The organism is Coralloluteibacterium stylophorae, from assembly GCF_018122625.2.
Classification (GTDB): Bacteria; Pseudomonadota; Gammaproteobacteria; order Xanthomonadales; family Xanthomonadaceae; genus Coralloluteibacterium; species Coralloluteibacterium stylophorae.
Genome location: NZ_JAGQFT020000002.1, coordinates 195,557 through 211,918 on the forward strand (window position 1 = coordinate 195,557; position 16,362 = coordinate 211,918).

At 73.5% G+C, this 16,362-nt stretch carries 16 protein-coding genes; 14 read left to right on the forward strand and 2 right to left on the reverse strand.

Annotated elements, in window-relative coordinates; genetic code table 11:
- The first annotated feature begins 299 nt into the window (after positions 1 to 299).
- The 7 genes from rsmD (at position 300) to KB893_RS03390 (ending at position 6,211) form a co-directional block, all read left to right on the forward strand.
- Positions 300 to 968 carry a 16S rRNA (guanine(966)-N(2))-methyltransferase RsmD gene (rsmD, locus tag KB893_RS03360; protein ID WP_211925596.1) on the forward strand — a complete coding sequence of 223 codons (669 nt, stop codon included), beginning with the start codon at positions 300 to 302 and terminating at the stop codon, positions 966 to 968.
- Positions 965 to 1,468, forward strand: coding sequence for a pantetheine-phosphate adenylyltransferase (gene coaD, locus KB893_RS03365; protein WP_211925595.1), 504 nt, complete (start codon positions 965 to 967; stop codon positions 1,466 to 1,468). The genes rsmD and coaD overlap by 4 nt, the downstream gene beginning before the upstream one ends.
- Before the next feature lie 61 nt (positions 1,469 to 1,529).
- Positions 1,530 to 2,171, forward strand: coding sequence for a hypothetical protein (locus tag KB893_RS03370; protein WP_211925594.1), 642 nt, complete (start codon positions 1,530 to 1,532; stop codon positions 2,169 to 2,171).
- 85 nt (positions 2,172 to 2,256) lie between these two features.
- Entirely contained in the window at positions 2,257 to 2,514 is a 258-nt protein-coding gene (locus KB893_RS03375) for a YfhL family 4Fe-4S dicluster ferredoxin (RefSeq protein WP_211925593.1), read from the forward strand.
- On the forward strand, positions 2,511 to 4,253 hold the full coding sequence (gene ggt, locus KB893_RS03380) for a gamma-glutamyltransferase (protein WP_211925592.1): 1,743 nt from the start codon (positions 2,511 to 2,513) through the stop codon (positions 4,251 to 4,253). Before KB893_RS03375 ends, ggt begins: the two co-directional genes overlap by 4 nt.
- 85 nt (positions 4,254 to 4,338) lie before the next feature.
- The gene (locus tag KB893_RS03385) at positions 4,339 to 5,106 is read left to right on the forward strand and encodes a TMEM43 family protein (RefSeq protein ID WP_211925591.1); all 768 of its coding nucleotides are present in this window, start codon (positions 4,339 to 4,341) and stop codon (positions 5,104 to 5,106) included.
- 70 nt (positions 5,107 to 5,176) lie between these two features.
- Entirely contained in the window at positions 5,177 to 6,211 is a 1,035-nt protein-coding gene (locus KB893_RS03390; RefSeq protein WP_246505272.1) for a YncE family protein, read from the forward strand.
- A gap of 81 nt (positions 6,212 to 6,292) precedes the next feature.
- Here KB893_RS03390 and KB893_RS03395 read toward each other — a convergent pair whose 3' ends face one another.
- On the reverse strand, positions 6,293 to 7,789 hold the full coding sequence (locus KB893_RS03395; RefSeq protein WP_211925589.1) for an aminotransferase class III-fold pyridoxal phosphate-dependent enzyme: 1,497 nt from the start codon (positions 7,787 to 7,789) through the stop codon (positions 6,293 to 6,295).
- Between the two features lie 331 nt (positions 7,790 to 8,120).
- Between KB893_RS03395 and KB893_RS03400 the strand changes: the two genes are divergently transcribed.
- The 6 genes from KB893_RS03400 to KB893_RS03425 all read left to right on the forward strand — a co-directional run bounded on the left by KB893_RS03400 (position 8,121) and on the right by KB893_RS03425 (position 14,623).
- Positions 8,121 to 8,858 carry an alpha/beta hydrolase gene (locus KB893_RS03400; RefSeq protein WP_213173437.1) on the forward strand — a complete coding sequence of 246 codons (738 nt, stop codon included), beginning with the start codon at positions 8,121 to 8,123 and terminating at the stop codon, positions 8,856 to 8,858.
- Positions 8,770 to 9,531 (forward strand): alpha/beta hydrolase family protein, encoded by a 762-nt coding sequence (locus KB893_RS03405; protein ID WP_213173438.1) that lies wholly within the window; start codon positions 8,770 to 8,772, stop codon positions 9,529 to 9,531. The genes KB893_RS03400 and KB893_RS03405 overlap by 89 nt, the downstream gene beginning before the upstream one ends.
- On the forward strand, positions 9,528 to 10,706 hold the full coding sequence (locus KB893_RS03410) for a sensor histidine kinase (RefSeq protein WP_338026840.1): 1,179 nt from the start codon (positions 9,528 to 9,530) through the stop codon (positions 10,704 to 10,706). The genes KB893_RS03405 and KB893_RS03410 overlap by 4 nt, the downstream gene beginning before the upstream one ends.
- 43 nt (positions 10,707 to 10,749) lie before the next feature.
- Positions 10,750 to 11,352, forward strand: a complete 603-nt coding sequence (locus KB893_RS03415) for a response regulator transcription factor (protein ID WP_211925586.1) — start codon at positions 10,750 to 10,752, stop codon at positions 11,350 to 11,352.
- A gap of 140 nt (positions 11,353 to 11,492) precedes the next feature.
- A complete protein-coding gene (gene queA, locus KB893_RS03420) occupies positions 11,493 to 12,536 on the forward strand; it encodes a tRNA preQ1(34) S-adenosylmethionine ribosyltransferase-isomerase QueA (protein WP_211925585.1) in 1,044 nt (347 codons plus the stop codon).
- Positions 12,537 to 12,700: 164 nt separating this feature from the next.
- Positions 12,701 to 14,623 carry a methyl-accepting chemotaxis protein gene (locus KB893_RS03425; RefSeq protein ID WP_213173483.1) on the forward strand — a complete coding sequence of 641 codons (1,923 nt, stop codon included), beginning with the start codon at positions 12,701 to 12,703 and terminating at the stop codon, positions 14,621 to 14,623.
- Positions 14,624 to 14,646: 23 nt separating this feature from the next.
- Here KB893_RS03425 and KB893_RS03430 read toward each other — a convergent pair whose 3' ends face one another.
- Positions 14,647 to 15,060, reverse strand: a complete 414-nt coding sequence (locus KB893_RS03430; protein WP_211925584.1) for a GNAT family N-acetyltransferase — start codon at positions 15,058 to 15,060, stop codon at positions 14,647 to 14,649.
- Between the two features lie 107 nt (positions 15,061 to 15,167).
- Here KB893_RS03430 and tgt point away from each other — a divergent pair, with 107 nt between their 5' ends.
- Positions 15,168 to 16,286, forward strand: coding sequence for a tRNA guanosine(34) transglycosylase Tgt (tgt, locus tag KB893_RS03435; protein ID WP_211925583.1), 1,119 nt, complete (start codon positions 15,168 to 15,170; stop codon positions 16,284 to 16,286).
- Positions 16,287 to 16,362 lie beyond the last annotated feature (76 nt).

The following is a 16,362-nucleotide window of genomic DNA, read 5'->3' on the forward strand; positions in this document are numbered from 1 at the left end:
TCGCGCGCGGCCTTCTCCTCCTGGTGGGCGTCGAAGGCGCGGGCGAGATCCTCGGGGCTGAAGCCCTGCGGGCCGGCGGCGGCCTCCTTCTTCGCCGGTGCCGGCGGTGGAGCGGGCTTCTTCTTGCCGAAGTTGAACATGCGAAAGACCGGGGGCAGGGGCGCGATGGCGGCGTCGCCGGCCGTTCCGGGGGCCGCACGCCGAAGGGCGCTTCCGCGGCTCCCGCACACGGCTCCGGCACGCGCCGTGCGGATGGCGGACAATGGCGCGATGGTAGCACCCGCCCTCCGCAGTCCCCGATGAACGCGCGCGCCCGCCAGGCCGGCCGCGCGCGCCCAGGTGCAGGTCCGGGAAGCGTGCGCATCGTCGGCGGACGCTGGCGCGGCACGCGTCTGGCCGTCGGCGATGCGCCCGGCCTGCGCCCCAGCTCCGACCGCGTGCGCGAGACGCTGTTCAACTGGCTGCAGGGCCGGCTGGCGGGCGCGCGGGTGGTCGATGCCTTCGCCGGCAGCGGCGCGTTGGGGCTGGAGGCCGCGTCGCGCGGCGCGGCGCGGGTGACCCTGGTCGAGCGCGATCCGGCGCTGGTCGCAAGCCTGCGGGCGACCGTGGCGCGCCTGGAGGGTGCCGGCGCGCGGGTCGAGGTGGTCGGCGGCGATGCGCTGGCCTGGCTCGAGGCGCAGCCGCCGGCCTCGATCGACCTCGCGCTGCTGGACCCGCCGTTCGCCGCCGACCTGCTGCCGCGCACGATCGCACTGCTGCGCCCGCGGCTCGCCGACGACGCCCTGGTCTACGTCGAGTGCGGTCGCGAGCAGGACTGGCCGGTGCCGGCGGAGTGGCGCCTGCATCGCGAGGGAAGCACCCGCGACGTACGTTTCGCCCTGCTCCGGGCCGGCCCGGCAGGCGCTGCTAGAATCGACGGACCACTCGAATCCCCTGGACCGGGGCCCCAGGAGCCGACCCGAGCATGAGCGCGGAACGCAACCGCACCGCCGTCTATCCCGGCACCTTCGATCCCATCACCAACGGCCACATCGACCTGGTGAGCCGCGCCGCGCCGCTGTTCGACCGCATCGTGGTGGGCGTCGCGGAATCGCCGAACAAGGGCCCGGCCTTCAGCGTCGACGAGCGCGTCGAGCTGGCCCGCCAGGCGCTGTCGGAGTTCGACAACGTCGAGGTGATCGGTTTCGCCTCGCTGCTGGCGCACTTCGTCACCGACGTCGGCGGCGGCGTGCTGCTGCGCGGCCTGCGCGCGGTGTCGGACTTCGAGTACGAGTTCCAGCTGGCGAGCATGAACCGCCACCTGATCCCGGAGGTCGAGACGCTGTTCCTGACCCCGGCCGAGCAGTACAGCTTCGTGTCCTCCTCCCTCGTGCGCGAGGTCGCGAGGCTGGGGGGCGACGTGTCCGGATTCGTGCATCCGGTGGTCGCCGCGGCTCTGGGCCACAAATGGTCGCGTTCGCCGCGCTAGCCGCGGACAATCCACCCACCGGGCGCGGTGTGCCCGATCAACGACAGGCAGGTTCCAACCCATGAAGAAGCTTCCGCTGTTCCTCGCGTCGTCCCTCGCCGTGCTGGCGCTGTCGGCGTGCAACCAGGACGAAGGCCAGGCGGCCTCCGAGGCCGCCGCGCCGGCGACCCTCACCGCGCCGACCAGCACCGACGACGCGGCGTGGCGCGACTACCTGCGCCAGATCGTGATCCAGAACATGAGCGGCATCAGCGGCTCGCCCTACATGTACTACCTGCCGGCCGCGCCGGCCGGGCACGAGTCGGCCGACGCCGCCGCCGGCATCGGCGAGGACGCCACCGCGGCTGCCGACGAGGCCCCCGCCGACGAGGCCGCCCCGGCGCAGACGCTGGATTCCGGCCCGAGCGTGGCCGCGACCAATGCCGGCGCCGGCGGCGACGACTACGAGTCGACCTACATCCGCCAGCTCGACCAGGTCTCCAGCGTGATCCGCCGCACCGTGCCGGCCGGCAACATGCTGGCCTTCGGTTCGCCGAGCTCGGGCCGCATGGGCGACCTGGTGGTCGCCGCCTTCGGCGAGGCCGCGGAAGGCTCGCTCAAGGGCGTGCGCGTGCTGTTCGTCGGCGCGTCCGACGACCGCGCCCGCGTCGAGGAGGCGGTCGCGCCGTCCGGCGCGGAGTTCGTCTTCGTCGAGGCCAAGTGACGCGGTCGCCGACCCGTCATCGCTGCATCCGACGGCCCGCCGCGCGCGGGCCGTCGCGTCCTGACGCGCGTGCGCCGGAGTCGCCATGGCGCTGCTGATCAACGACCTCTGCATCAACTGCGACGTCTGCGCTCCCGCCTGTCCGAACGAGGCGATCCGCATGGGCGAGACGATCTACGAGATCCTCGCCTCGCGCTGCACCGAGTGCGTCGGACACTTCGACGATCCGCAGTGCGTGGAGGTGTGCCCGGTCGAGTGCATCGATCCGGATCCCGCGCATCCCGAATCCCGCGACGAGCTGCTGGTGAAGTACCGGCTGCTCACCACCGGAGACGCCGCTTGAAGCCCGTGCTCGCCCGCCTGCTGCTGGTCATCGCCTCCGTCGCCGCATCGCCGGCGTCCGCCGTCGAACTCGCGCAGGCCACGCGCCCGCGCGAGGCCGGCATCGCCAGTGCCAACCACCAGGCCTCGGCCGCGGGGCGGGAGATCCTTGCCGCCGGCGGCAACGCCTTCGACGCCGCCGTGGCGGTGAGCGCCACGCTCGGCCTGGTCGAGCCGGAGAGTTCCGGCCTCGGCGGCGGCGGCTTCTTCCTGCTGCACGTCGCCGCCGGCGACGGCCAGCCGGCGCGGGATGTCTTCGTCGACGCCCGCGAGCGCGCGCCGGCGGCCGCCACCCGCGACATGTACCTCGACGCGAACGGCAATCCGGTGCCGGAGCGTTCCACCGACGGCGCGCTGGCCGCGGCGATCCCCGGCCTGCCGGCGGCCCTGGTGCACCTGGCCGAGCACTACGGCAGGCTGCCGCTGGCGCGTTCGCTGGCGCCCGCGATCCGGCTGGCGCGGGAGGGCTGGGAGTTCGGCCCCAAGAACGCGGCCATGCTCGGCACCCGTCGCGCGGTGCTCGAACGCAGCCCGGCGGCGAAGGCGCTGTTCCTGCCGGAGGGCAGGGTGCCCGCGGTCGGCACCCGCATCCGCAACCCCGACTATGCGCGCACGCTCGAGCTGCTGGCCGCGCAGGGCGCCGACGGCTTCTACCGCGGCGACTATGCGCGGCGTCTGGCCGACGGCGTGCGCGCCGCCGGTGGCATCTGGACGGCGCAGGACCTGGCCGACTACCGCGTGGTCGAGCGCGATCCGCTGCGCCTGCGCCATCGCGGCTACGAGCTGGTGACCGCGCCGCCGCCGTCCTCCGGCGGCATCGCGCTGGCCGAGATCCTCAACGTCCTGGCCGGCTATGCGCTGGAGGACATGGACCAGACCCAGCGCGTGCACCTCAACGTCGAGGCGATGCGCCGTGCCTACCGCGACCGCGCGATCTATCTCGGCGACCCCGACCACGTCGAGGTGCCGACGGCGCTGCTGATGGACCCGGCCTATGCCGCCGGGCTGCGCGCCGGCATCCGCCCCGACCGCGCCACGCCGAGCGCGATGCTGCCGGGGATCGGTGCGCCGTCGGAGCGGCCGGAGACGACCCACTATTCGATCGTCGACGCCGACGGGAACATGGCCGCGGTGACGCAGACGGTGAACCTGATCTTCGGCAGCGCGCTGGCGATCGAGGGCACCGGCTTCATGCTCAACAACGAGATGGACGATTTCTCGGCCAAGCCGGGCGTGCCCAACGCCTTCGGCCTGGTCGGTGCGGAGGCGAACGCCGTGGGGCCGGGCAAGCGCCCGCTGTCGTCGATGACCCCGACCTTCCTGATCGGGCCCGACCGCGCGGCCGCGATCGGCACGCCGGGCGGCAGCCGCATCATCACCATGGTGCTGCTCGGCCTGCAGACGCTGATGGACGGCGGCGACGCCCAGGCCGCGGCCGCGCGGCCGCGCTACCACCACCAGTACCTGCCGGACGCGATTTCCGCCGAGCCCGATGCCTTCGACGCGAGGCAGGTCGAGGCGCTGGAGGCAATGGGCCACACCGTCTCCGCCGGCGAGCGCACCTGGGGCAACATGCAGGTGGTGACCTGGGACCTCGACAGCGGCGAGGTCGAGGTCGGCAACGATCCGCGCTGGGAGAGCGCCAGCCGTGGCAACGAGGAAGCGGACCGGCCGGAGCAGAAGGGCAGCATCTACCGCTGAGCGCCGGCTGTCGTAGCGGCGGCGTTCACGGCAGGCGCGCATGATGGGCTGCCGGCAGCGGCCGGTGTGGCGATCCGCGAGACCCGTGAGCACATCCTTTTCGATTCCCGGCGGCGCACGCAGCCTGCGTCGCCGCATCCCCCTGCTTCTTGCAGGCCTGTTCGCGGTCGCGACGGCGACCTCCGCCGCTGCGCAGGCGGATCGGGATGCGACCCTGCCTGTGCCGCAGGGCCCGCCGCAGGCGGTCGGCGAGCTGCGCGATCCCGACTTCGGCGTGCGCAGCAGCGGTCTCGCCCTCGAGCGCCAGGTCGAGATGTACCAGTGGCACCAGGACGACGGGCGCTACGTCGGCACCTGGAGCGGCGAGGCGATCGACAGCAGCGGCTTCGACGCGGCGCACCGCAATCCGGAGATGCCGGTGCCGCCCGCGCGCTGGGCGGCGGGCGCGATGACCCTCGACGGCCATCCGATCGATCCGGCGCTGCTGGACAGCGAATGGCGGCCGCTGCTGCCCGACCTCGACGCCCTGCATCCGAACATGGCCGCCACCTTCCAGCCCGACGCCTCGGGCCTGACCACGGCCGCCGACCCGGCGCAGCCGGAGGTCGGCGACCTGCGCCTGCGCTGGCGCGAGCGCGTGCCGGCGACGCCGGCCGGCATCGTCCTGGTCGACGGGCGCTGGCAGCGCGTGGCCGCGGCGGACGATGGCCGGGCCGCGGCGGATCCGGCCGCGACCGATGCGGCCGCGGTGCAGGAGGCGAACGCGCCGAGCCGGCTCGGCTACTGGATCATCGCCGCGATCCTCGGCGTGGCGCTGGTGGTGGTGGTGTCGGTCGCACGCCGGCGCCGGTAGGCGTCGATCGCACGCGATGCTCACGATGCGGCTGGCAGGTTCATCGGTCCGCGTTCCACGGAGTCCTGTGATGCTGCGCCGCCTGCTCGTCCTCGCCGCCCTCGCGGCGACGCCCGCGCTCGCCAACGACACCCTCCTGGTCGGCAACAAGTCCGGCGACACGGTCTGGGCCCTGAGCACCACCACCGGGCTGCGCCTGGCCGAGTTCGACAGCGGCGATGCGCCGCACGAAGTGGTGGTCTCGCCGGACCGCTCGCTGGCGGTGGTCGGCAACTACGGCAGCGACGAGCCCGGCAACACCCTGACCGTCATCAACTGGACCCTGCGCGACATCTCGCGCACCGTCCAGCTCGGCGCGAACACGCGTCCGCACGGCCTGCGCTTCCTCCCCGGCAGCCATCGCGTGGCCGCCACCACCGAGGGCAGCGACCGCGTGCTGGTGGTGGACCTCGGCACCGGCCGCATCGAGCAGGAGATCGATGTCGGCGCGGGCAAGCCGCACATGCTGGCCTTGTCCCCCGCGGGCGAGACCGCCTGGGTGACCAAGGTCGAGGCGGGCACGGTCGCGGTGGTCGACCTGGCGCAGGGTCGCAAGGTCGCCGAGGTCGCCACCGGCGCCGGCGCCGAGGGCATCGCGGTCACGCCCGACGGCCGCGAGGTGTGGGTGAGCAATCGCGCGGACGACAGCATCAGCGTGATCGACGCGGCGCGGCGCGAGGTGGTGGCGACGCTGCCGTCGCCGGGCTTCCCGATCCGCGTGGCGATGATGCCCGACGGCAGCCACGCGCTGGTGACCAATGCACGTTCGGCGGAGCTGGCGGTGTTCGACGTGGCGGCGCGGCGCGAGGTCGCGCGCATCGCCCTGGCCGAGGCCGGCCGCGAGTACCGCGAGACCATGCTCGGCCGCGCCGCGCTGCCGATCGGCGCCCTGGTCGACCCCGACGGCCGCCGCGCCTACGTCGCCGTCAGCGGCGCCGACGAGATCGCCGTGATCGACACCGCCGACTGGCGGGTGGTCGAGCGCTGGAAGACCGGGGCCGAGCCGGATGCGCTGGCCTTCATCCCGGCGCAGGGCGTGCCGGACGACCTGCCCGAGGTCGACTGAAGCCGTTCCGCCGGTGGCCGGAAAGGAGAACGGGGCGCAGTGCGCCCCGTTCCTCTTCGCGATCTGCCGGTGCCGTCGCGGTCAGGCCGCCTCCGCCTCGCGCTTGCGCGGGCCGTTGCGAAGGGCGTCGCGTAGGCGGTCGACGACCAGGTCCACCTCGGCCGAAGTCACCCGGAAATGCGGGGTGAAGCGCAGCGAGTTGGCGCCGCCGTGGATCACGCCGATGCCGTGCTCGCGCAGGTACTCCTCGGTGGAGCCGGCGCCGTAGCACTTGAAGGCGTCCGACAGTTCGCAGGAGAACAGCAGGCCGGTGCCCTGGACCTTGGTGATGTCGCCGCCGAGCTCGGCCTTGAGCCCCTCGAGCTTCTCCACGAACTCGCGCCCGCGCGCGCGGATGTTGGCGCGGGTCGCGTCGTCGAGCTCCCCCAGGGTGGCCGCGGCCACGTCCATGGCGCGCGGGTTGCTGGTCATGGTGTTGCCGTAGATGCCCTTGCGGTACAACCCGGCGGTCGGCTCGGTCACCGCCAGCACGCTCAAGGGGTACTGGCCGGCGTTGAGCGCCTTGGAGTAGGTCTCCATGTCCGGCGCCTCCAGCCCCTCGAAGCCGGGGTAGTCGACGATCGACAGCACGCCGTGCGCGCGCAGGCCGGCCTGGATCGAGTCGACCAGCAGCAGGGCGCCGTGCGCGCGGGTGAGTTCGCGCGCGGCGGCATAGAACTCCGGCGTCAGCGAACGGCCGGGATCGCCCTCTCCCATCACCGGCTCGAGGAACACCGCCTCGATGAACTCGCCCGCGGCCTCGGCGTCGGCGAAGGCCTGGCGCAGTTGCTCGACCGAATAGGGCTCGACCGTGATCAGGCTGGTCTCGTCGCGGAAGCTGGCCAGGTGCTGCCGGTAGGCCTTGGCGGTGGAGTCGGAGTACAGCGCCGGGCGCTCGGTGCGGCCGTGGAAGGCGCCGCGGACCGCCAGGCGGCGGATGCGGCGGCCGGCGTGACGGGCGCCCGGCTCGGTCTGCTCGCGCGCGTTGACGTCGGCGATGCGGCCGGCGAGCGTCACCGCCTCGGAGCCGGAGTTGAGGCACATGAAGCGCGCATACGGACAGCCGCCGCGGGTATGGCCGATCTCCTGCTGCAGCGCGCGGGTCAGGCGCAGCTGCGGCAGGCTCGGGGTCATGACGTTGGCCATGGCCTGCGGGCGCGCCATCGCCTCGATGATCGCGGCGGGCGCATGCCCGAAGCCGAGCATCCCGTAGCCGCCGGAGTCGTGCAGCACCGCGCCCTTGAGCGTCACGATCCACGGCCCGCGCGCGGCCAGGGCCACGTAGGGATTCACCGCATCCTCGGCGTAGAAGTTGACGAAGCCGGCCTGCACGGCGGCGATCTGCGCGTCCTCGTCCAGGTCCATGAGCTCGCCGAACTCCGCGGCCAGGTGGGCCTTGCATTCGACGGCGGCGTCGATGGCCTTGCCGAGCTCCGGGAACTGCGCCGCGAGGCGCTCCACCACCGCATCGTCCAGGCCCCGCGTGCGCACCGCGCCGCCGTGGGACCGCAGGGAAGACAGCTTCTGGATCGCGCTCATCGTGACCTCCTTCTGGCGTGGCGCGGGTGGTCGACGACCTCCGCTATTGCCCGCTTTTTGTTGGAAAATTAACGACTTGCCGCGCGTGCGGCGAATCCGGCACTGTAGCATGCGTGCCCTGGCGCGGTAACCCCGGGTGACGGCTGTCATCCGCCGCCGCTGACGGCGACCACTGCCGGCCGCGCCACCCGCCGTCGAGACTGCCCCGCAGTCGCCGCCGAGCATGCCCATGAACGCCTCCCGCCCGCTCGCCCGCATGGGCGAGGCGCACCCACGCTACCGCGACGCCCCGACGCCGGCTGGCGTCAGCCTCGCGGCCGGGGCCGGCGAGATGCTGGCGCTCGCCGATCCGAACGGGGCCGGCAGGACGAGCCCGCTGGCCCTGCCGACCGGCCTCCGGATGCCGCAGGGCGTGTTCCCGCGGTGGCCGCAGGACCTGGCGCCGGCACGGCCGGCCCGGTACCTCGCGGAGCGGGTGCTGGCCGCGACCGGGATGCGGCCGCTGGCCGGCATGGCGGTGCACCTCGCGGCGCCGAGCGGTTTCGCCGCGGGTCTGGGTCGCAAGTGCGGGCTTGCCCTTCGCGCGGCGCGTGCGGCGATGGGCGCGCGGACGGAGAACAGGGTGCGTACCGGCCTGGCGCTGTGCGCGGCGCTGTGGCTGGCCGCCGGCTGTGCCGGTCCCGGCGCGGACGGCGTCGCGGTCGGGCGGACGCGGCTGGCGCTCGAGGATCCGCAGCGGCCGCGCTGGGACGGCCCCGGTCCGCGTCCGGTCGTCGCCACCCTGTGGTACCGCGCGGAGGACGGCGTGCAGGGGCAGCCCTGGGCGGCCGGGCCGTTCCTGTTCGGACGCGCGGTGGCCGGCGCCGCGCCGGCCCGGCATCCCGGCGCGCGGCCACTGATCGTGATGTCGCACGGGACCGGCGGCAGCGCCGCGCAGCTGTCTTGGCTGGCCGAGGCTTTGGTTGCGCGCGGCTACCCTGGTGGCGGCCGTGGATCACCACGGCAACACCGCGGCGGAGCCGCGCTACCTTCCCGAGGGCTTCGTGCTCTGGTGGGAGCGCGCCGATGACCTGTCGGTGCTGCTCGACGCGCTGCTGGCCGACCCGGTGTGGTCGGCGCGGATCGATCGCCGGCGCATCGGCGCCGCCGGCTTCTCGCTCGGCGGCCATACGGTCATGAGCCTGGCCGGCGCGCGCACCGACCTGGCCCGGCACGCGGCCTACTGCCGGCCACGCGCGGAGGTTGCCGGCTGCCGGCCGCCGCCGGAGGCCGCGACGCTGGGCGAGGACCTGCACGAGCGCCTGCGCCCGGGCGCAGGCGCGGAGGCCGCGACGGTGCGCGGCTCGCGGATACGCGCCGGCGCCGACCGCCGCGACCGCCGCATCCGCGCGGTCTATGCCATGGCCCCGGCGCTGACGCCGGCCTTCGCTCCGGCGAGCCTGCGCGGCATCGACCTGCCGCTGCGTGCGGTGGTCGGCACCGACGACGACCAGGCGCCCGTGCATGCGCAGGTCGCGCCGGCGATCATGGCCATCCCCGAAGCGGAGCTCGAGATCGTGGAAGACGTCGGCCATTACGCGTTCCTGGCGCGGTGCACGTGGCGGGGCCGGCTGATGGCGTCGCCGCTGTGCCGCGACGGCGGCCGCGGCCGCGAGGCGCTGCACCGGATGGTGGCGGACGATGCGGCGGCGTTCTTCGACCGTGCGCTGTCTTCCGCGGGCGCCGGCGCGGCACAGCCGTGAGCGCGGAGGACGCCGCCCTGTCCCTGCCGCGCCCGGGGCCGCGCGATCCCGCCCGGCGGCAGGAGCGTGCCTTCCGCTTCTGGCGCTGGATGAGCCTGTGCTACCTGTTCTTCGTGGCGCTGCCGATGTTCTTCTGGCGCGAGGTGCCCGCCAGCGCGGTGCTGGCCTCGCTGGCCGCGACCGTGCTCTACCTGCCGCTGCACTTTGCCGCCTTCGCACGCTTCCGGGTCGAAGCCGACGCCCGCCCGATCGTGGCGATCGCGCTCGGCGCCGCGGCGATCGGCATGGCCCTGACGCCGGTCAATCCCGGCGGCAGCACGTTCGTGATCTACGCGATGCTGTTCTGCGGCTATCGCATGCGCCCGCGGACGGCGGCGGCGCTGTGCCTGCCGCTGCTGGCCGCCTACGGGCTGCAGGTGCTGCTCATCGGAGGCCAGTGGGCGAACTTCCTGGTGACCGCGGTGGTGGGCGGCGCGGTGGCGGCCAGCGGGCTGTGGACGCAGGCGCAGCTGCGCCACGACGCCGAGCTCCGGCTGAGCCACGACGAGGTCAGGCGCCTGGCGCGGATGGCGGAGCGCGAGCGCATCGGCCGCGACCTGCACGACCTGCTCGGGCACACGCTGAGCGTGATCGCGCTGAAGAGCGAGCTGGCCGGCAAGCTGGTCGAGCGCGCCGGCGGCGAGGCGCGGGCGCTCGCGGTGGCGCGGCAGGAGATCGCCGAGGTCGAGCGCGTCGCCCGCGAATCCCTGGGCCAGGTGCGGCGGGCGGTGACCGGCATCCGCGCGGCCGGCCTCGACGCCGAGATCGCCGGCGCGCGGCTGGCGCTGCTGGGCGCCGACATCGAGCTGGTGGTCGAACTCGCGCCGCTGGTGCTGGAGCCGGCGGCGGAGACGGCGCTGGCCCTGGGACTGCGCGAGGCGACCACCAACGTGCTGCGCCACGCCGGTGCCGGGCGCATGCGCGTGGCGCTGCGTCGCGACGGCCGCGACGCGCTGCTGGAGATCGACGACGACGGCCGCGGCGGCGTGCGCGCCGCCGGCAACGGGCTGACCGGCATGCGCGAACGCATGGAGGCGGTGGGTGGCCATCTCGCGGTCGAGTCCGACGCCGGCGGTACCCGCCTGCGCCTGCGCGTGCCGCTGGACGAGATGCGCCTGCTGCGCGAAACCTGCTGAGCGCGGCTAGCATGCGCGGCATGGCCATTCCCCCTCTTCGCGCGTGATCCGCGTCCTCATCGCCGAGGACCAGGCGCTGGTCGGCGGCGCGCTCGCCGCACTGCTCGGGCTGGAGCCGGACATCGAGGTCGTGGCCGTCGCGCGCGACGGCGCCATCGCCTGGGAGCGCCTGGGGCAGGGCGGCATCGACGTGCTGGTGACCGACATCGAGATGCCGGGCATGACCGGGCTGGAACTCGCCCAGCGGGTACGCGATGCGGCGCTGGACGTGCGCGTGGTGGTGGTGACCACCTTCGCCCGCGGCGGTTACCTGCGCCGCGCGCTCGATGCGGGCGCGCGCGGCTATCTGCTCAAGGATTCACCCGCGGACAAGCTGGCCGAGGCGCTGCGCAGCGTGCATCGCGGCGGCCGTGCCATCGATCCGGAGCTGGCGGTGGAGGCCTGGGGCGAGGCCGATCCGCTCACCGAGCGCGAACGCCAGGTCCTGCGCCTGGCCGGCGAGGGCCGCAGCGCACCGGAGATCGCCGCGCACCTGAACCTGTCGCAGGGCACGGTGCGCAACTATCTGTCGGAGGCGATCGGCAAGCTCGGCGTCGGCAACCGCATCGAGGCGCACCGGCTGGCGCGGCAGAAGGGCTGGCTGTAGCCGAGCCGCGTCGGCGCCGGTCGCGGCTGGAGCCGCTCCTACAGGAGCGAACGCCTACAATCGCCGCTTCCCGCTTCCCGCTTCCCGCTTCCCGCTTCCCGTTCCCCGTTCCCCGTTCCCCGTTCCCGCTCCATCACACCTTGAAGAAATCCGACTTCCACTTCGAGCTCCCCGTCGAGCTCATCGCCCAGGCGCCGCTGGCGGAGCGTTCGGCGAGCCGCCTGCTGGTGCTGCCGCCGGCGCCGGCGCCGCTGGCCGATCGCGGCATCCGCGACCTGCCGGACCTGCTGCAGCCCGGCGACCTGCTGGTGTTCAACGACACCCGCGTGCTGCCGGCGCGGCTCTACGGCCGCAAGACCAGCGGCGGGCGCGTCGAGATCCTGGTCGAGCGCGTGCTCGGCGCGAACGAGGCGCGGGTGCAGCTCGGGGCGAGCAAGCCCTCGCGCCCCGGCACGGCGATCCAGCTGGATGCCGGCGGCGAGGCGGAGGTGCTGGGGCGCGAGGGCGAGTTCTACCGCCTGCGTTTCACGCCGCCGCCGGAGCATGCCGACGAGTCGCTGGAGAAACTCCTGCTGCGCGCCGGCAGGCTGCCGCTGCCGCCCTACATCACCCGCGAGGCCGAGGCCGCCGACGCCGAGCGCTACCAGACCGTATTCGCCCGCGAGGTCGGCGCGGTGGCCGCGCCCACCGCCGGCCTGCACTTCGATCCGCCGCTGCTCGACGCGCTGCGCGCGCGCGGGGTCGAGTTCGGGCACGTGACCCTGCACGTCGGCGCCGGCACCTTCCAGCCGATGCGGGTGGACTCGGTGCACGAGCACCGCATGCACAGCGAATGGCTCAACGTCGGTGCCGAGCTGGTCGAGCAGGTGCGGCGCGCGCGGGCGCGCGGCGGGCGGGTGATCGCGGTCGGCACCACCGTGGTGCGGGCGCTGGAGAGCGCGATGCGCGACGGCGAGCTGCTGCCCTACGCCGGCGAGACCACGATCTTCATCTTTCCCGGCTACCGCCTGCGTTCGATCGACGCGCTGCTGACCAACTTCCACCTGCCCGAATCGACCCTGCTGATGCTGGTGTCGGCCTTCGCCGGGCGCGAGCGCGTGCTCGAGGCCTACCGCCACGCCGTCGCCCAGAAGTACCGCTTCTTCTCCTACGGCGACGCCATGCTCCTGTTCCCGCCGGCCTGAACCGGCGCGCGTCCTTCGGGACAGTGCGTCGCGGCGTTCGCGATCAAGGGCGTGCCGGACCGGGCCGATAACCCCGCGCAGATTCGTCGCGGCGAACGTCCGGATGGCCCGGGCTGCCGGCGGGTCGGGAGGAGCCGGCAATGAGCAGGGACATCGGTGACGGCATGCCGTCGCGTCCGTGGTGGCAGCGCGCGTTCGACAGCGACCTGCGTTCGCAGCTGGACGCGGTGAACCGGGTGATGGCGGTGATCGAGTTCGGCCTCGACGGCCGGATCCTGCACGCCAACGGCAACTTCCTCGACCTCATGGGCTACCGCCTGAACGAGATCCAGGGCCGACACCACGCGATCTTCGTCGACGACGCCACCCGCACCGGCGACGAGTACCGCCTGTTCTGGGAGCGGCTGGGGCGCGGCGAACCGGATGCCGGCCGCTACCGCCGCTTCGGCAAGGACGGCCGCGAGGTGTGGATCAACGCCTCCTACAACCCGATCCTCGACCGCGCCGGGCGTCCGTACAAGGTGGTCAAGTACGCCACCGACGTCACCGCGCAGATGGTGCAGGCGGTGGACTTCGCCGGGCGCGTGGATGCCATCGGCAAGGTGATGGCGGTGATCGAGTTCGCGCTCGACGGCACCATCCTCGACGCCAACGAGAACTTCCTGCGCGCGGTGGGTTACCGCCTCGACGAGATCCGCGGCCGCCACCACCGCATGTTCGTCGACCCGGGGCAGGCCGGCAGCCGCGAGTACGCGCGCTTCTGGGAGAAGCTCGGGCGCGGCGAGTTCGACGCCGGCCGCTACCGCCGCGTCGGCAAGGACGGCCGCGAGATCTGGATCCAGGCTTCCTACAATCCGATCCTCGACGGCGGCGGGCGCCCGACCAAGGTGGTGAAGTACGCCACCGACGTCACCGTGCAGACCCGGCAGGCAGCCGACTTCGAGGGCCGCATCGACGCCATCGACAAGACCATGGCGGTGATCGAGTTCGCGCTCGACGGCACCGTGCTCGACGCCAACCGCAACTTCCTCGACGTCATGGGCTATTCGGTCGAGGACATCCGCGGCCGGCACCATCGGCTGTTCGTCGACGCGGCCACCGCCGGCTCCGATGCCTACCGCCGCTTCTGGGAGAAGCTCGCCCGCGGCGAGTTCGACGCCGGGCGCTACCGGCGCATCGGCAGCAACGGGCGCGAGATCTGGATCCAGGCCTCCTACAACCCGATCCTCGACGCATCGGCGCGACCCTACAAGGTGGTGAAGTACGCCACCGACGTGACCGAGCAGGTGCGCTCGGCGGAGGAGATGCGCAAGCTGGTCAGCGAGGCCACGTCCATCGCCCAGCAGGTCGAGACGGCCGCGCGCGACATCGCCGGCAGCAACCGCGACATGTCGCACCGCGCCGCGGAGCAGGCCGAGGTGGTGGAGCGGACCTCGGGTGCGCTGGAAGAGCTGGCCGGGACCGTCCGCGACAACGCCGCGCGCGCCGACGCGGCGCGATGCAAGGCCGGCGACTCGGCCGAAGTCGCCCGCCGCGGCGCCGAGGTCATCGAGAGCGTGGTCGCCACCACCGCCGGCATCCGCAGCGCCAACGAGCGCATCGGCCAGATCATTCGGGTGATCGACGCGATCGCCTTCCAGACCAACATCCTGGCGCTCAACGCCGCGGTCGAGGCGGCGCGCGCGGGCGAGCAGGGGCGGGGCTTCGCCGTCGTCGCCGGCGAGGTCCGCAGCCTTGCCGAGCGCTGCGGCGTGTCGGCGCGCGAGATCCGCGGCCTGATCGACGACGCCGCGCGCCAGGTCCAGGACGGCAGCGCGCTCGCCGGGCAGGCGGGCCAGGTGATGCGCGAGGTGGTCGAGGCGGTGCTGGACGTCGCCGGGACCGTCGAGCAGATCGCCAGCGCCAGCCGGAGCCAGCGCGAGGGCGTGGACGCCGCCAGCGCCGCGCTGCAGGAGATCGACGGCCGCGCCCGCCAGGACGCGCGCCTGGTCGGCCAGATCGCGGCCTCGGCGCGTTCGCTCGAGGAGCAGGCCGGCCTGCTGTTCCGCCTGGTGGCCGGCGACCAGGAGGCCCGGCTGGCGGCATGAGCCGGCGGCGACGCCGTATGCGCTCAGTCCTTCTTCAGCGCCATGCCGATCGAGGCCGGCGCGGTCGGGGCGAAGCCGAACCGGGCGTAGAGCGCCTGCGCCCCGCCGTCGGCGAGCAGGCTGACGTAGCCGCCCGGCGGCACGTGCGCGTCGATCCAGGCGCGGATCTCGCCCATGATCCGCGTGCCCAGGCCCCGACCCTGGTGTGCGGGGAGGACGGCGATGTCGACGACCTGGAAGAAGCAGCCGCCGTCGCCGATGACGCGTCCCATGCCCACTGTCTCGTCCCCGTGCAGCACCTCCACCGCGAACAGCGTCCCGGCCAGGCCACGGCGCGCCGCCGCCTCGGATTTCGCGCTCAGGCCGCAGGCCGTGCGCAGTTCGCGGTAGGTCGTGCTGGAGGGTGTCCGGTGGCGGATGGCGTAGGTGTCGGCCATGGCGGATGCGCGGCGGAAAGGCCGCGAGCATAGACCGGGCGGACGCGTCGGCGCGCGGCGCCTCCGACCTGCGACAATGGCCGGCTTCCTGCCGCGCGCCCGACGCCATGTCCCGACTCACCTTCACCCTCGACCGCACCGACGGCGCCGCGCGCCGCGGGCGGATGACCTTCCCGCGCGGGACGGTCCAGACGCCGGCGTTCATGCCGGTCGGCACCTACGGAACGGTCAAGGGCATGTTCCCGCGCGACCTGCGCGAGATCGGCGCGGAGATGATCCTCGGCAATACCTTCCACCTGTTCCTGCGTCCGGGACTGGAGGTGATCGAGGCCCATGGCGGGCTGCACGGCTTCAACCGCTGGGACGGGCCGATCCTGACCGACTCCGGCGGCTTCCAGGTCTTCTCGCTGGCGCACAAGCGCAAGATCACCGAGGAGGGCGTCCGCTTCGCCTCGCCGGTGGACGGCGCGAAGGTCTTCCTCGGTCCGGAGGAGAGCATGCGCATCCAGAAGGTGCTCGACTCCGACGTGGTGATGATCTTCGACGAATGCACCCCGTACCCGGCCACCGAGGACGTGGCGCGGCGCTCGATGGAGCTCTCGCTGCGCTGGGCGGAGCGGTCGAAGCGCGCGCACGAGGGCAACGATGCGGCGCTGTTCGGCATCGTGCAGGGCGGGGTGCACCCGGCCCTGCGCACGCGCTCGGTGCGCGGGCTGATGGAGCTGGACTTCGACGGCTACGCCGTGGGCGGCCTGGCCGTGGGCGAGCCCGAGAGCGAGCGCAACGCGACGCTCGAGCACACCTGCCCGCAGCTGCCGGCCGACCGCCCGCGCTACCTGATGGGAGTCGGGCGGCCGGAGGACATCGTCGAGGCGGTGGCGCGCGGGATCGACATGTTCGACTGCGTGATGCCGACCCGCAACGCGCGCAACGGGCACTACTTCACCCGCTTCGGCACGGTGCGCATCCGCAACCAGCGCTACGAGCACGACACCCGTCCCATCGACCCGGAATGCACCTGCCACGCCTGCGCCTCGGGCTTCAGCCGCAGCTACCTGCGCCATCTCGACCGCTGCGGCGAGATGCTCGGTCCGATGCTGGCGACCGTGCACAACCTGCACTACTACCAGGAGCTGATGCAGGGCATCCGGGCGGCGATCGAGGCGGGCGAGTTCGAGGCCTTCCGCGCCCGCTTCCACGCCCAGCGCGCCCAGCCGCACGCCTGAGCCGCCCGCTGTGGGAGCGGCTTCAGCCGCGACGGGCCGGGTGAGGGGCGGGGAACGGGGCACGGGGCACGGGGCA

Excerpts from the sequence above, each read along its gene's own strand:
- KB893_RS03375 (WP_211925593.1), top strand. The coding sequence starts at position 2,257 with ATGGCGCTGCTGATCAACGACCTCTGCATCAACTGCGACGTCTGCGCT.
- KB893_RS03395 (WP_211925589.1), bottom strand. The coding sequence starts at position 7,789 with ATGAGCGCGATCCAGAAGCTGTCTTCCCTGCGGTCCCACGGCGGCGCG.
- coaD (WP_211925595.1), top strand. The coding sequence starts at position 965 with ATGAGCGCGGAACGCAACCGCACCGCCGTCTATCCCGGCACCTTCGAT.
- KB893_RS03425 (WP_213173483.1), top strand. The coding sequence starts at position 12,701 with ATGCCGTCGCGTCCGTGGTGGCAGCGCGCGTTCGACAGCGACCTGCGT.
- KB893_RS03430 (WP_211925584.1), bottom strand. The coding sequence starts at position 15,060 with ATGGCCGACACCTACGCCATCCGCCACCGGACACCCTCCAGCACGACC.
- KB893_RS03390 (WP_246505272.1), top strand. The coding sequence starts at position 5,177 with ATGCTGCGCCGCCTGCTCGTCCTCGCCGCCCTCGCGGCGACGCCCGCG.
- KB893_RS03370 (WP_211925594.1), top strand. The coding sequence starts at position 1,530 with ATGAAGAAGCTTCCGCTGTTCCTCGCGTCGTCCCTCGCCGTGCTGGCG.
- tgt (WP_211925583.1), top strand. The coding sequence starts at position 15,168 with ATGTCCCGACTCACCTTCACCCTCGACCGCACCGACGGCGCCGCGCGC.
- rsmD (WP_211925596.1), top strand. The coding sequence starts at position 300 with ATGAACGCGCGCGCCCGCCAGGCCGGCCGCGCGCGCCCAGGTGCAGGT.
- KB893_RS03400 (WP_213173437.1), top strand. The coding sequence starts at position 8,121 with ATGCTGGCGCTCGCCGATCCGAACGGGGCCGGCAGGACGAGCCCGCTG.